Genomic DNA, 14,563 nt, shown 5'->3' with positions numbered 1-14,563 from the left:
CCATGTCGAGCATCGATCCCGACGGCGTTCATGTCAGTTGGCACCGCAACGGCGAGGACGATCAGGTACTGATCGGTCTCGATGGGGACGACGTCAGGCTTGCGGTCGCGTTCCCCCGGACGTCTCACAGCGCGAACTTCGTGAAGTGATCGACGCCCGTGATCGGGAGCTGAAACACTACTTCGAGGCGCTGGCCAGGTGTCGCTCACCGGCCAAGTCATAAACGACTCCCCTCGAAGAGTCGGGTGAGGCGACGTATATCGGTCCATAACAGACACTTACCGTTTTCGACAGCGGGCATAGGCGAGTCGTTACTATACTCGGGTAGGGTGACGTTCCATCCACGTTATGGCCAGCGATTTCACCTTCGAGATCTACGCCGACCTCATTGATGCGGGTCTGGAGGCGGGCTATGAGTTTCTCACTGTCAGGGAGTATCTCGCGAGCGAGACGCTCCCAGAGCGGTTCGTGATCCTTCGTCATGACGTCGACCGCAAGCCAGAGAACGCACTGGCGATGGCTCGGCTAGAGGACGAACACGGCGTCGCGAGCACCTACTACTTCAGAACGATCGAGAAGACGTTCAGACCTGAGATCATCCGGACGATAGAGCGGCTTGGTCACGAGGTCGGCTACCGCTACGAGGACATGGATCGGACCGAGGGCGCTGTCGAGGCGGCACACGACCCGTTTGTTACGGAACTGGCGCGCCTTCGCAAGCACGCCACGGTCGACACCGTCTGTATGCACGGGAATCCGCTGACAGATACCGATAATCGGGACATGTGGGAGGATTGGTCCATGGACAACAAGTTCGCCACGGACGACCTGCTCGGAGAGGCATACCGCTCGATAGACTCCGAGGCCGTCACTTACTTTTGGGATACCGGACGCACCTGGCGAGACGGCGCATTGAAGATCAAAGACCACACGATGGATGGGAGAGACAAACAGATACAGGTCGACGCGACCGAGGAACTGATCGCTCGCTTGCGCTCCCGCCGCCTCCCACGGCTCTACCTGCTCTCGCATCCGAACCGGTGGGCGAGAAGCCGACGGGAACTCGTCGTCGAATCGGCAAAAGACTACGCGGCCAACGTCGCCAAACGGGGGCTCGATGCGGTCGCATGACGATGTTCGGACAATCTTCCGACGACCAACTTTCCGATCTGGAGACGCTCGATAGCGACGCTCTGAAGACGCAGTCGGACGGCGGGACGCTCGATGTCGTCGTGACCATCCAGCATCCCGCTCACGTCCATTTCTTCCGGAACGCCATCAGGGAACTGGAAGCCCGCGGCCACGACGTGCACGTCTTCGCCCGCGAGAAAGACGTCGCGCTCGAACTGCTCGACGCGTACGGAATCGAGCACGAAGTGCTCGCTGGCGCGGCCGGTGGACTGGTCGGGAAGGCGATGGTTCAACTGACCTACGAGTGGCGTCTATTCAGGCGCTCCCGCAGGATCGATCCGGACGTCATGGTCGCAATCGGCGAACCGGGAGTCGTCCACGTCGCCGCGATGCTGGGTAGTCGAAGCGTCGTGTTCACCGATACGGAGCACGTGACCTATCAAAAGCGATTCGTCTATCCGATGGCTGATCAGGTCTGTAGCCCGGAGTATTACCGGGATCACGTCGGTGACAACCATATCAAGTATCCCGGCTATCACGAACTGGCGTATCTGCATCCGGACCGCTTCACTCCTGATCCCGGTGTCCTCGACGGTATGGGACTCTCCCCTGACGACCAAATCGTCCTGTTACGGCTGGTTTCCTGGGAAGCCACCCACGACATCGGCAACTCCGGTCTCGATGACGCCACCGACGTGGTCGACCGTCTAGAAGCCACGGGTGCGACTGTCGTTATCAGCGCCGAAGGGGAGTTGCCGCCCGAGTTACGCTCCCACGAGTTCGCCGCACCGCCCGAACGGATCCATGACTTGATCTACCATGCCGACCTCTTCGTCGGCGAGAGCGCGACGATGGCGACCGAAAGCGCCGTTCTCGGCACCCCGGCGATACTCGTCACGACGATCAGCGGGATGGGTAACATCCGCGAACTTCAGGAGGAGTACGAACTCGTCTTCAGTTACTCGGATGATGACCGACACGCCGCGGCTATAGAGCGCGCGGTCGAGATTCTGGAGGACGACGACGCCGACTGGGAGGAACGCCGCCAGCAGTTGCTCTCCGACAAAATCGACACGACGACGTTTCTGACGACACTCATTGAGGACGGTCAGGTGGGCCAGGCCGTTTTCCAGGATCCTCCGCCAATCGACATGTAGGCGGCCCCGTCGTCGCTATTCGATATATCCCAGCCCGCGTAGTCTGTCTTCGACCTCCCCGAAATCGTCATCTTCGCTGGTCGCCCTTTCGCCCTGTCGGTGTTGGATATTCTGGCGTCGAGGAGCAGTGTCGAGCGTCAGTGCAGTTTCAGCACTTCCCCATCCATCTGCTTCGGTATCGTCTCACCCATGCTGTGCAGTACCGTCGGGGCGACATCGTACACCGTCGCATCGGTTACCTCCGTGGCTTCGACGGATGGTCCAAGCGCGAAGAATATTCCCTCGGGGTCGTGCGTCGCTTCCATCGACCCAGTATCGGTAACGACGTCCTCGCTCAGCGCAGACCGCACCAGGTACCCCTCGCGCCCCTCGACGACGAAATCGGGAGAGTGGTCGTCGTTCGGGAACAGTTCGTCGCCGTCGATGAGTTCGAAGATCCGGTCTCCGGTTTCCGGGTCGGTCGTGTCTTCGAAAATGCCCTGCAGAGTGCGCTTGACGTCGTCGACGTCCTCGGGTGGGACTGTCCCACAGTCGAACTGATCCGTCCTGTTCACATACAGATTGCTGGTCCCGTGGAAAAAGGCCGTCGTGTTGTCGAAATCGACGTCGTAGAGCGGATGATCACCCGGAATCTGTCTGGCAACCGTATCCGTAAGTTGCTGGGGAAGGATGTCGACTAGCTGCGACTCGCTGACTGGCAGTCTAGTGAGCAGGGACTCGACGGCATCTTTCGTGATCCCGAGTCGTTCCAGCACGCCCCGCTTGCTGTTCCCTTGCTCACGGACAAGCAATCCGTTCTGCTCCAGAACATGGTTCGGGTACCCGGCTTTCGATATCGGGCCGAACCCGTGATCCGAGACGACGAAGAGGTTCGCTCCGCGCTCTTCGGTGTAGTCGATCACCTCGCCGAGGATATCGTCCAGATATCGGTAGTGCTCGAGCAATACCGTCTCGTCCCAGTTGAGATGTTGCAGGCGATCCGGTGCCGTAAACACAAAAAAGAACAACCGCCAGTCGTCGGTATCCATCAGCATCCGCAATAACGCGCGTCGGTTCTCGACGCTCGCCTGGAGATCCGCACCCAGTTGGTCGGGGGCATCGGCGTACTCGACCCACCGGAGACCGATCTCGTAGTCCGGAATCGAGCGTTCGATCTCGGCTTTCAATTCGGGGGGATGGGTGAAATCCTCGTTCAGTGACGGCGTCATCATCCCGGTCACCATCTTCCCATCTATCTCGCTGGCAGGGTACGTCATCGGGACGTTGCCGACGACGGCCGGTGAGAGGTGCTCCCAGAGCGCCGTGCCCTCCCGGTCGCTGCTCGTGTTCATCCGGTGTGTGTAGTTGCTATACAGTTTCTGGAAATCGTAGATCCCGTGTGTATCCGCTCGGACACCGGTCGAAATCGAGGGCCAGGCCAGGGCCGTCTCTGCCGGGGTGGTGCTCCTGAGTGGCCCCGAAGCCCCCTCCTCGAACAGTCTCGCGAAGTTCTCCAGTTTCCCCTCGCCAGCCCACCGTTCGACGAGATTCCAGGGTAGTCCGTCGAACCCGAGGATAAACGCTCTGTCAGGATGCATGATTCGGATATATGCAACTGCCGCTTTTCGAGGCTTTGTTATAGCTATCTTACGGGATTTCAAAGGCGGTATCGAACGTCCGGCAGGGAGAGTGAGTTCTCATGTGCTTACTCTGCACGACCGGTAACGCCACTGGTCGAGTACTGCTGTGGGAGGAGTTCGTCGACCCTACCGCCGTCGACGGTCCTGCTCTGACCTGGTCCCAAGGATCTCTCTTCCGGGTCTCACCTCGGAGTAAGACGGTGCTACTCCGAACAGTCTCATCGTTCCGCACGGACATCCGGGGGTTGCGCTGTATGGGCCTTGAGGCTGTTACCGGATCTGTTTGTACAGGCCCGAGAGCAACCCCATCCCCGGCAAACTGTGCTGGATACTGTAGTAGAGTTTCAGTTCGGGAGCGAACTTCGCCTTGTAGCCACAGAGGCGCTGATTGTTCGCTCCCACGAGGTCGTACTGCCCGGTCCCGCGGTCCATCGCGTCGGTCATGATGTGCCAGTCCAGCAGGTCGTTGATCGGAACGTCGGTTTCCGGTTTCGCGCCGCCCTGCCACCGGTATATCGTGCCGCTGTCCTCGAGCGTCACGACGCCGCCGCCGAACGCCCCGTCGACCGTACAGACGTACGGGCGAACGGTCTCTTCGCCGAGGCGCCCGTAGAGTGCAGTAACCGTCTCCGGCGTCAGATTGTAGCTTTCGCCCTGTCTCTCGTGTCGCTCCGTCACCTGCGTAATGATCCGCTTGATCGACCGCCGGCCACCCACCTTGATCTCGACGTCAGCGTCGGTACTGCCCCTCACGTTCCGTCGGGCATCACTACTAAACGACTGTATGAGTTCGTCCCGATCACTATCGAGGTCGACGACGTAGGTGTAGGCCGGAGTCACCTTGAACTCGTTCCAGCCAAACGGGCGGGGGTCGTCGTACCACGGGCCGGAGCGTACCTGTACGAATCGCGGGTTACACTCCGCTTCGAGGCGGTCGATACACCCTTCCACGAACCTGTCGTGCCGCCGCTCGGCCTTGCGTTGCTTGAGTTTCTCGAAGTTGAGGAGCGCCGGCCCGAGATAGCTGATCTTCAGGTCGGGGGTGGGGAGAACGCCGCAGCGACTGGCCCTTTGGACAGAACGAAAACGGGCAACAGTCCGACTGGTTCCTGACCCTTGTAACCGACCATCGGGTACAGTTCCGTTCCCGAGGCGTCGGCGAGCACTTCGAGCGCCTCGTAGCGGTGAAACGGCGTGGACTGTGGTGACTGATCGACGTGTCTGTTCCAGCGCTCCCGGTCGTCCCCGTCGTACAGTTCGATTTCGACACTCATTCGAGGTACCCCAGGTCAGCGAGTTGCTGTTCGACCTGTGCGTCGTCGGTACGGGTCGTCTCGTCGCGTTCGTACTCCGGATACGATTCGCGCCCTGCTGGCTCGATACAGGGCATCGTGGTGCCGTCCATGCGCTCGCTCGCCGCCACACCCATCGTCGCCAGCACCGTCGGCGCGACGTCGAACAGATGCGCTGTCGCCGTCCCGGGCGTTTCTATCGCCGCCCCGGATACCGCGAAGGTCCCGTCTATCTTGTGGTTCCAGGGTTCCTGTGGCGATCCGAACCGCTCGCCGCGGAGCGAGGCCGTCAGGAAATGATCGAACGACGACGGAATGGTGATGACGTCCGGAGCGTTCTCGACGTGGTCGCCGTGAAACAACTCTTCGCGCGGCGCGACGGTTTCGAACACCGGTTCCCCGTCCGGCGTCTCGACGCCTCGGAGCGACTCGATGAGCCGCGTCCGGACGGTATCGTACTCGCTGGGGTCCACGACGCCCGACGGTTCGCGCCCCTGTAGATTGATCCGGACGCCGAGTTCGATCCGGGCACGCATATACGCCGTCGAGGCCTCGAAATCGACACTCTCGGAGGCGGCCCTGGCGACGTCCCCGGGAACGCGCGCTGCGACGGCCTCTTTCAGGCCGATCCGGTCGAGCGCGGTGGCCATCCGCTGGCTGGTGATGCCGACTTTGGCCGCCGCCGACAGCAGTCGCTCGACGGCTGTTTGCTCCTCGCTCGCCCCCGGATTGCCCTCTCGGAGTTCGTTCTGCGCGATTGAAGACCACGAGGGCATCCCGCTCTCACCGGCGATACGTTCGACGAACCCCTCGTCGTTCAGGAACTCGTTGACCCGGAACTCGTAGCCCTCGTACTCGCCGATGCCGTGGTCGCTGACTACGACGACGGTGTCCGGATCGTACTCTTCGAGTATCGCGGCGACTTGCTCGTCGACGGTCTCGTAGATCCGCTCGATCACGTCCCAGCGATCCGGATACTCGTGGAACACGGTGTCCGTCTGCTGGAACTGCAGGAAGCCGAAATCCGGCTCGAACCGGTCCGCGAGGTACCGAAACGCCTCGCCGCGGCTTCGCGTTAGCGCACAGTACTCCTCGATCTTCTCCTCGTCAGGGGTATCACCGGCAGGATGGCTTCCGTAGATCCGGTACTCACCGAGTTCGTCCCGAATGTCGTCAAGCACTCCCTCCGGCTGGCAGGGTGGCCCCTCCGGCGCGGTGTAGCCCGGAACAATCGCCCCGTCGATATCGTCCGGCGGAGATGTCACGGGGACGTTGACGACGACGCTCGAAAACTCGTTGCGGTCGAGGAGTTCCCAGATTGCGAACTCGTCTACGTCGGTCCGGTTGATGACGTCCCAGTCGTAGCCGTCGAACGTCAGGAAGCTAAAGACGCCGTGCTTCCCGGGGTTGACGCCGGTGTAGACTGAGGGCCATGCGCTCGGCGTCCACGGGGGATCTGCGATTCGAGCTCGCCCGAGACACCGTCCTCGAAGAGAGCCTCGAGCGTGGGAGTCGCTCCTGCCTCGAACAGCGGGTCGAGTACCCGCGCACAGGCTGCATCGATACCAACAAGCAGTGTCTGCATGTACCTCAATGAGTAGATAGTGCAACTCTTTGTTATGGATCTCTTTCCCGAAACGATACGGATATGCGACTATTGTTCTGCAGAGGCTACGAATGGACCGCTCTGCCGATCGGTTCGGCCGTCGACGAACCGGTTCCTGTCGGCACCCTGTTTGGTTTGGTGATCCATGCCCAGCGCGACAGGGTATCGGCTCGGTAGGTCGATCTTTCCCGCCACTCTGTGGGCCCCACTGTCCCCTGATTCCTGCGACTGCGCCGGATCCGGGTGCCGTGCGGATCCGCCGCAGTTCTGTTCTACACACGATAGTAGGAGCGTATTACCAGGTGAAGCGGTCCCGCTACACGCCAGTTGAGAGACCCCTCGTTCAGGAGTTATCAGCAAACTGTTTTGGCCTCTCCGTGATCATTCTACCTGGGAGAGTACAACCCTGACCGGCATACCTGTGTATCGGGACCCGACTCGACGCGCGGGCGAAACTGCAGTTCCACATCCGTTCGATCAACTGTGGTAACGGAGGTATAACAAAGCCGCTATGCCGCACCCGTTTGATAGAGTGCAATCACGAGACAGCCTGTTGCTCCCGGTTCGGTCCGACAGTAGCCTTCCATCCTCCTTATGTCACTATCACAACGTATTTCCCGCGGACTGAAAGCTACGCTGCTCTCGCGCATTATCAAGGCGGGTGCCAACGCGGCGATGATCATCGTGCTCGCCCGGTACCTGCTCGGTCGAGACGAGTATGGCCTCCTGTACTTCGCCCTCTCGGTCATCGGCGTCATTACGATATTCGCTACGCTCGGACTCCCAAAATCGACGGCCCGGTACGTTAACGAGTATCTCGAGGAGGACCCCTCGCAAATCCCGCTGATACTCCGCCGCTCGCTCGTGTATATCGTCACGCTCGCGGTTCTGGTCGGGATCGGACTGATCGTTTCGAGAGAGTGGCTCGCGAACTTCCTGGACGAACCGAGATTGGCACCGTTCCTGCTCGTCGGCGTCGCATACCTCTTCTTTCGAGCGATCTACCAGTACTGTATACTCGTTTTTCAGGGGTTCAACCGCGTCGACTGGAGTGCTATGATGGGGATCATCGAGAACGTCACTCGCCTCGTGTTCGCCGTCGGGCTAGTCCTGCTCGGGTACGAGGCACTGGGCGCGTTCGGCGGTTACGTTCTGGGATACATTGCCGCGGTGACGGTCGGACTCGTCGGGCTCTACGTCTACTTCTACCGCAGTTTCGATCCGGCAGTGGAGTTCGAAGACGGGCTTTCACGTCGGATTCTGGAATACAGCGTTCCGCTGACGGCGACCCGCGGAGCGAACGTTCTCGACAAGCGCGTCGACACTGTTCTCGTCGGCGTAATCCTGGGCTCTACGGCAGTGAGTTTCTATACGATAGCGAGGCAGGTCGCCAATTTCGCCTCCGTACCGGTACGCTCGCTGGGCTTTACCATCTCTCCCGCACTGGGCGAGCAAAAGTCCGCCAACGAAACGGAGAGAGCGGCACGGCTCTACGAGGAATCGTTCAAACACGTCTCACTCCTGTATATTCCCGGGGCGGTCGGGCTTGTACTGGTCGCCGAACCGCTGATTCGTCACGTCCTCGGGACGGAGTATCTCGGGGCTGTCCCCGTCTTACAGATACTCAGTATATTCATCCTCGTCAACGCGGTCAACCTGATCACGACCGATAGCCTCGATTATCTCGGCCGGGCGAGAATTCGTGCGATCGCGAAGGGCCTCACAGCTATCGCGAACTTCTTTTTGAATCTCCTGTTGCTCCCGTTGCTGGGCGTCGCCGGGGCAGCGGCCGCGACGGTTATTACGTTTACTGCGTACACTGCCACGAACGTACTGGTGATCCACCGGGAACTCGATCTCCAACTCGTAAAAATGGTGCGCGACGCTGTCATCGTCTCCGGTATCTCCCTCGCCATGGGTCTTGTCGTGTTTCTCACGCTTCCTCACGTCTCGGGACTGCTCACCCTCGCCGGTGTCATCGCTGCTGGGGTCCTGATCTGGGCAGTGCTCTCGGTCGCCATCGGACTGATCGACGTTCACGAAGCGATAGCGTTCCTCGCCGAACGGAACTGATGGGAGTAGCCGTATGATTGCGTTCGTTCACTACGAGACCGATCACAACCCGCTTACTCCGCTATTTCCCCTCTTAATGTAGTCTTTACAGCCCTACGAGGCCAGTTCTTTGCGAGTGAATCCACTCCGACGGCAGTACGAATCTTCGGGACGTTCTGACTCCCGCGCTAGAGGCCCTTCACCGGCAGTAAGAACATCATATCACGAGTAAGCTGTATCACACAGACAGTAATCCGCTTCATTTGCGGGTCGGATGGAGGCGGGCGTGAGTAAGTCCTTATTACCCAGTTACGATTGTAACCTGCAAGTATATATTAGTAAGTAATATGTTTATATATGTATTTTTTCTCAACCGTAGAGTATTGTACTCAAATCCGTCAAAAGGGTTATTAAAGTAGGATGTTCCTACGGGAGTATGGGAGATTATAACCGAGGTGCGGACGACGGTAGAAGCGGATCATCGCTACCGAGACGGTCGTATCTGAAAACTATTGGCGGCGCAACTGCGGCGGTGGGGGTTGGGAGTCTATTTAGTGGCTCTGCCGCTGCGAGCACTGTCCACCTCGGTGAAGAGGGAATGGAAGAGGGCGACGACGCGGGCGAATGGCTGTCAGACTACATCGACGACGGGATGGAGATAATCATCCCTGCGGGGACATACGACTACTCGACGAGAGCTTTCAGCCGTGGGCACGGTTCGGGCTACGCCGACCTCGTGGTTCGTGGCGAAGGGGACTTTGGCGACGTGGTGTTCGACCACGGCGACGATTACACGTTCTCGGAAGTAATCGCCGCTAACGGCGGCGATGTGCTGGTCGACAACATCATGTGGCGAGGCGTCGCTGGAGGTAACGGCAACATCACCGCGCGGGCCCACAGCGGTGACGAGGTGACGATCAGACGCGTTGCTCGGCCCGACGGTAGCAACGAGGAGGGCGAAGGAGTGTTCGTACGCCCCGAACACGCGGGCGTTGCGAACTTCGAACACTGCTGGCTGGAAGGGTTCACCGATAACGGCCTCTATGGGAGCGCGCCCGGTGGCTCCTTCGGGAACGACGGCGAGGTCAACGTGTTCGGCGGCCTCTACAAGAACAACAACATCGCGAACGTCCGGGTCGGGGGCACGAACTCGACGGTCGAGGGCGCCACCGTCGTTCTGGACGATCAGCGAAACGATCTCTGGGACTCAAGCGGTATCAATATGCGTGGCATCTGGGTCCGCGAGGGGACGTCAGGAAACGGTCAGAACATCACGATCCGAGATTGTGACGTCTACAACGAACTGTCGTATGCACCGATCGAAATCCACCCCCGGGATAACGGCGGAAGCGGCGTGGTCGAGAACACTCGCATCTACAACGAAGGCGGTAGCCCCGCAATCGGATATCGTGGCGGCTCCTGGTCGGGCAGCGACAACCACGCGACCGGACCCGGGAACCAGCGCATCGAGCCCGGCTCGAACAACTGCGAGGGATCGAGTTGTGACATGGCCTCGAAGACCCCCGAGCACCGGTCGGCGACCGTGACGCGGCCGAATCCGGGGACGAGCAGACGGAGGAAACCCCGGATACAGATCCGCATCTAGTAACGTTCATCACGACCGAGGACGCGCCCTCCTCGGCGTATCGGATAGTCGCTGATGGCCCGATCGAACCGCTGGGCGAATCGCCCTATCAGAGTCCGAGCGGCAATGGCGTCCGGGCGACGAGTAACTTCGAGATCAATCGCGATGGAGAGCAGTACGTCGCAGAGGGCAGCTCCGGTAACGGCTACGGTGACGCCTTCGAGGTGTTCGGGCAGGTAACCGAAGCCGAGGTCTTCTCGGAAGACATGGTAATCGAACTGGACGGGGACCGGGTCGACGCCAACGAACTCGTCGAGCGGACGCAGGCCGAGGAAGAGGACGATAGCACCTCTGACGAGGATACGACCGATAATGACACGGACAACGATCAGTACACCTCGGACGGGGACGACCCTGACACCGACGACGAGGAGATATCGAACGTCATCGTCATCGATGGCTCCGAAAACGACACCGTGAGCCAGTACGTGCTCACCGTCTCGGGCGAACTCGAACGGAGCGAGGATTACACCTCCATCGCTAACAAGGGGATGGCGTGGGATGCGCTTCCATCGAACGTCTCGGAGGACAAAGCTATCGGCGTCATCGGGCAAGGTGTAGATGGGTATCGCTACTCTGGCAACGTTGTCAGTGTCGAGGTCCGGGGCGACGCAACGCTTCATATCGATCGGCGGTAAGATTCATGCGCTATAGAACCACTCCGTGTCGGACAATGCCGATACAGTTTCCGAAAGAGCGTCGATCAGGCCCTCCGGGGGCGAGTTAGCAATGGTATCGAACGAGTGGGAGACCGTCCCGATGGATCCGGACCCGGAGGCCGACCTGGGCTACGATCCGCTGGAATGGGACGTCGTATCCACCGACACCGCAGGTCGCGAGCAACTCCTGTTCCTCCCCGCTGACGAGGACGCCCTCCGGTCGGACGCGTTCATCGTCGCCGACGAGTCGGACGTCGTCGACGTCATCCAGAACCGCTAACGGTTCCGTGTCCCGGCCCGCAGTCAGGTATAACTGTCCTACTTCTCGAAATACGAGTATAACAAAGAGAATCACACGTTACCTACCGATAACGCCTCGGCGGGCGTGTGACCGCGAATGGATTCACTCAGTACTCTAATGACGAGCACCGATCGGCAATGTACAGTGCAGCACCCGAAGACAGGACACGGCGGAGGGTCTCGATGACTGGGGCCCAGTACGGCCCCGACGTCAACGTCCAGCCGAACGTCACTATCGGCACACCGGGCGAAGACGGCGACCCTCCATCGATCGGGTCCGACGCGACCATCCGGTCGGGGACGATCATCTACTCCGACGTGGAAATCGGAGACCGGTTCCAGACCGGTCATAACGCCGTCGTCAGGGAACAGACGGCTATCGGCGACGACGTCGTCGTGGGGACGAACACCGTCATCGACGGGACGACGACCATCGGATCCTCGGTTAGCCTCCAGACGGGGGTCTACGTCCCGCCGTACACCGATATCGGCGACCAGGTGTTTCTCGGCCCGCACGCGGTCTGTACGAACGATCCGTATCCTGTCCGACGCGACGAGGGCCTGGTCGGCCCGACGCTGTCGGATCACGTCTCCGTCGGCGCGAACGCGGTCATCCTTCCCGGCGTCACGGTCGGTGAGGGCTCGTTCGTCGCCGCTGGTGCTGTCGTCACCGAAGACGTTCCGCCGGAGACGCTCGCGGTGGGCGCGCCGGCCACACATGAACCGCTTCCCGAACCGCTCGACGGGAGGAACCTCATTGGATGAGCCGAACGACGACTCCAACCCTGTACGATCCCGCCGTTGGCGACAGTGCCACCGAGGAACAGCGCCGGGCGTTTCGCGCCGGCGAGATTCCGGTCGCCGTCTACGGTCTCGGAAAGATGGGTCTCCCGCTCGCGGGCGTGTACGGAGAAACCTGCAGCAACGTTATCGGGGCGGACATCGACGAGGACGTCGTCGAGAGTATCAACCGCGGCGAGAGTCATATCAAACGCGAACCCGGTCTCGCCGAACTCGTGTCCGAACTCGTCGCGGAAGATGCCCTCCGTGCAGTCGACGACCCGGCCGAAGCGGCCCGAGCGGCGACCGTCCACGTCATTATCGTCCCGACGCTGTTGACCGACGAGCACGTCCCCGACCTGTCGATCCTACAGAGTGTGGTCGACGACGTGGCGAGCGGCCTCTCGGCCGGCGACCTCGTTATCGTCGAATCGACTGTCCCGCCACGGACCTGCTCCGAGGTCGTTCACCCGCGTCTCACGCGAGAAAGCGGGGTAGACGTCGGCGAGTTCGGTCTCGCCTTTTGCCCGGAACGCACCGCAAGCGGGCGGGCGCTCGAAGATATCCAGGGAGCGTACCCCAAGGTCGTCGGCGGTATCGACGCCGAGAGCACCCGCGTTGCCCAACTCATCTACGAGGAGATCAACGCGAAGGGGACGATTCCCGTCTCGGATACGACGACGGCGGAGGCGGTCAAAGTGTTCGAGGGCGTCTACCGGGACGTCAACATCGCGCTGGCGAACGAACTCGCCCAGATGACTGACGAACTGGGGATCGACGTCCGCGAGGCGATCAGCGTCGCCAACACCCAGCCCTATTGTGACATCCACGATCCGAGCCCCGGCGTCGGCGGTCACTGCATACCGTACTACCCGTACTTCCTCATCGAGGGGCTGGAGACCGACAATCGCCTGCTGAAGACGGCACGAGAGATCAACGACGAGATGCCCGCTTTTACCATCAGAAAGCTTGCCGAGGAGCTGGCGAGCGTCGGGAAGAACGTCGCGGACGCCCGCGTCGCAGTCCTCGGATTGACCTACCGACCTGGCGTCGAGGAGATCCGTGCGAGTCCGGCGATTCCGATCACCCACAGACTCGACGACCTCGGTGCGGACGTCCTGACCATCGATCCGATGCTCGACGACACGAGCGAGTTCGGCGGCGGGCAGATCCCGCTGGAGACACTGTACGACCACGACCTCGACGCGGTCGTCCTCGCGACTCCCCACGAGGAGTTCGACGCAGTCGACTGGACTGACTTCGACCGCCCGCTGGTCGTCATTGACGGCCATGCATCGCTGGACCTCGCAGAGACTGAGCATCGGCGGTACGCCATCGGTACGGGTCGGCCACAATGATCGATGACCACCCCTTCGCACTCTGTCTGACTCACGACGTCGACCGGCCGTACAAGACCTATCAGTCGGCGTACTACGCTATTACCGAGCGAGATATCAGCCACCTGAAAAGCGCGCTCCCGGGGAAGAACCCTTACTGGCAGTTCAAGCGTATCATGGCTATCGAGGACTCACTGGGCGTCCGGTCGGCCTTTTATTTCCTCGACGAGCAGCACCTGCTACGTGATCGCCCTATCCGTGACTGGTTCGATCCCGAAAACTGGAATCGGTATATGGGTCGGTACTCGCTCGACGACCCCGAAATCGCAGACGTGATACACGACCTCGACGCAGGGGGTGGGAGGTCGGCCTTCACGGCTCCTACAAGTCCTACGACGACCGGGAACGACTCCGAGAGGAGAAAGCCCACATCGAATCAGTGCTCGGACAGGAGATAGTCGGCGGGCGACAGCATTACCTGAACCTCGAACTTCCTGAAACCTGGCGACATCACCGAGCGATCGGCCTCCAGTACGACACCAGCCTCGGTTCCAGCAGCACCTACGGGTTCCAGTACGGCGATTCGGTACAGCGCCCGTTCGATGACGAGTTCGTCGTCTTCCCGCTGACGATTATGGAGGTCGCGCTTCCGGATCCGGCAGAGCAGTTCGAGTACGCCTGGGAGGAGTGCAAGGCAGTGCTCGCGGAGGCGGAAGAACGCGGTGCTGTGATGACGATACTCTGGCATCCGCGCTACTTCAGTCGATGCGATTTCCCCGGGTTCGCAGCGCTCTACCGACGGATCATCGAGGAGGCTCTCGAACGAGGGGCCTGGGTCGGCGCGCCTGGCGACCTGTACGAACGGCTGGAACATCCGGACGCGAACGGATCAGGGACTCGGTCGGAGCAAGGGATCAACGCCGTCGGTCACAGCTACGAGTCGACGTAGGCGGTGCGTACCGACCAGCATGCAAGCGGCCGCATG

At 60.7% G+C, this 14,563-nt stretch carries 11 protein-coding genes and 3 pseudogenes; 10 read left to right on the top strand and 4 right to left on the bottom strand.

Features of this window, described 5'->3' with window-relative positions; genetic code table 11:
• Positions 1-2 precede the first annotated feature (2 nt).
• The 3 genes from ACFQH2_RS11070 (at position 3) to ACFQH2_RS11060 (ending at position 2,288) form a co-directional block, all read left to right on the top strand.
• Positions 3-149, top strand: a complete 147-nt coding sequence (locus tag ACFQH2_RS11070) for a hypothetical protein (protein WP_377076740.1) — start codon at positions 3-5, stop codon at positions 147-149.
• A 199-nt stretch (positions 150-348) separates the two neighbouring features.
• The gene (locus ACFQH2_RS11065) at positions 349-1,131 is read left to right on the top strand and encodes a hypothetical protein (RefSeq protein ID WP_377053592.1); all 783 of its coding nucleotides are present in this window, start codon (positions 349-351) and stop codon (positions 1,129-1,131) included.
• Positions 1,132-1,133: 2 nt separating this feature from the next.
• Entirely contained in the window at positions 1,134-2,288 is a 1,155-nt protein-coding gene (locus ACFQH2_RS11060; protein WP_377053590.1) for a DUF354 domain-containing protein, read from the top strand.
• 15 nt (positions 2,289-2,303) lie between these two features.
• Here ACFQH2_RS11060 and ACFQH2_RS11055 read toward each other — a convergent pair.
• The 4 genes and pseudogenes from ACFQH2_RS11055 to ACFQH2_RS11040 form a co-directional block, all read right to left on the bottom strand.
• Positions 2,304-3,865, bottom strand: a pseudogene (locus tag ACFQH2_RS11055) (alkaline phosphatase family protein).
• Positions 3,866-4,177: 312 nt separating this feature from the next.
• A complete protein-coding gene (locus ACFQH2_RS11050; protein WP_377076739.1) occupies positions 4,178-4,858 on the bottom strand; it encodes a GNAT family N-acetyltransferase in 681 nt (226 codons plus the stop codon).
• An 80-nt stretch (positions 4,859-4,938) separates the two neighbouring features.
• The gene (locus ACFQH2_RS11045) at positions 4,939-5,181 is read right to left on the bottom strand and encodes a hypothetical protein (RefSeq protein WP_377076738.1); all 243 of its coding nucleotides are present in this window, start codon (positions 5,179-5,181) and stop codon (positions 4,939-4,941) included.
• Positions 5,178-6,784: pseudogene (locus ACFQH2_RS11040) on the bottom strand (alkaline phosphatase family protein). The gene ACFQH2_RS11045 and the pseudogene ACFQH2_RS11040 overlap by 4 nt, the downstream one beginning before the upstream one ends.
• A gap of 615 nt (positions 6,785-7,399) precedes the next feature.
• Here ACFQH2_RS11040 and ACFQH2_RS11035 point away from each other — a divergent pair.
• The 7 genes and pseudogenes from ACFQH2_RS11035 to ACFQH2_RS11005 all read left to right on the top strand — a co-directional run bounded on the left by ACFQH2_RS11035 (position 7,400) and on the right by ACFQH2_RS11005 (position 14,527).
• Positions 7,400-8,878, top strand: a complete 1,479-nt coding sequence (locus ACFQH2_RS11035) for a flippase (protein WP_377053582.1) — start codon at positions 7,400-7,402, stop codon at positions 8,876-8,878.
• Positions 8,879-9,293: 415 nt separating this feature from the next.
• Positions 9,294-10,463 (top strand): hypothetical protein, encoded by a 1,170-nt coding sequence (locus tag ACFQH2_RS11030; protein WP_377076737.1) that lies wholly within the window; start codon positions 9,294-9,296, stop codon positions 10,461-10,463.
• Positions 10,464-10,708: 245 nt separating this feature from the next.
• Entirely contained in the window at positions 10,709-11,140 is a 432-nt protein-coding gene (locus ACFQH2_RS11025) for a hypothetical protein (RefSeq protein WP_377076736.1), read from the top strand.
• Positions 11,141-11,231: 91 nt separating this feature from the next.
• Positions 11,232-11,441 (top strand): hypothetical protein, encoded by a 210-nt coding sequence (locus tag ACFQH2_RS11020; RefSeq protein ID WP_377053578.1) that lies wholly within the window; start codon positions 11,232-11,234, stop codon positions 11,439-11,441.
• 203 nt (positions 11,442-11,644) lie between these two features.
• Positions 11,645-12,226 (top strand): acyltransferase, encoded by a 582-nt coding sequence (locus tag ACFQH2_RS11015; protein WP_377053576.1) that lies wholly within the window; start codon positions 11,645-11,647, stop codon positions 12,224-12,226.
• Positions 12,223-13,599, top strand: coding sequence for a nucleotide sugar dehydrogenase (locus ACFQH2_RS11010; protein ID WP_377053574.1), 1,377 nt, complete (start codon positions 12,223-12,225; stop codon positions 13,597-13,599). The genes ACFQH2_RS11015 and ACFQH2_RS11010 overlap by 4 nt, the downstream gene beginning before the upstream one ends.
• Positions 13,596-14,527, top strand: a pseudogene (locus ACFQH2_RS11005) (polysaccharide deacetylase family protein). The gene ACFQH2_RS11010 and the pseudogene ACFQH2_RS11005 overlap by 4 nt, the downstream one beginning before the upstream one ends.
• The last annotated feature ends 36 nt before the right edge of the window (positions 14,528-14,563 follow it).

The organism is Natronoarchaeum sp. GCM10025703, assembly GCF_042661985.1.
Taxonomy (GTDB): Archaea; Halobacteriota; Halobacteria; order Halobacteriales; family Natronoarchaeaceae; genus Natranaeroarchaeum.
The sequence above is the reverse complement of the archived record's forward strand: the minus strand, read 5'-3'. Positions and strand labels throughout refer to the sequence as shown.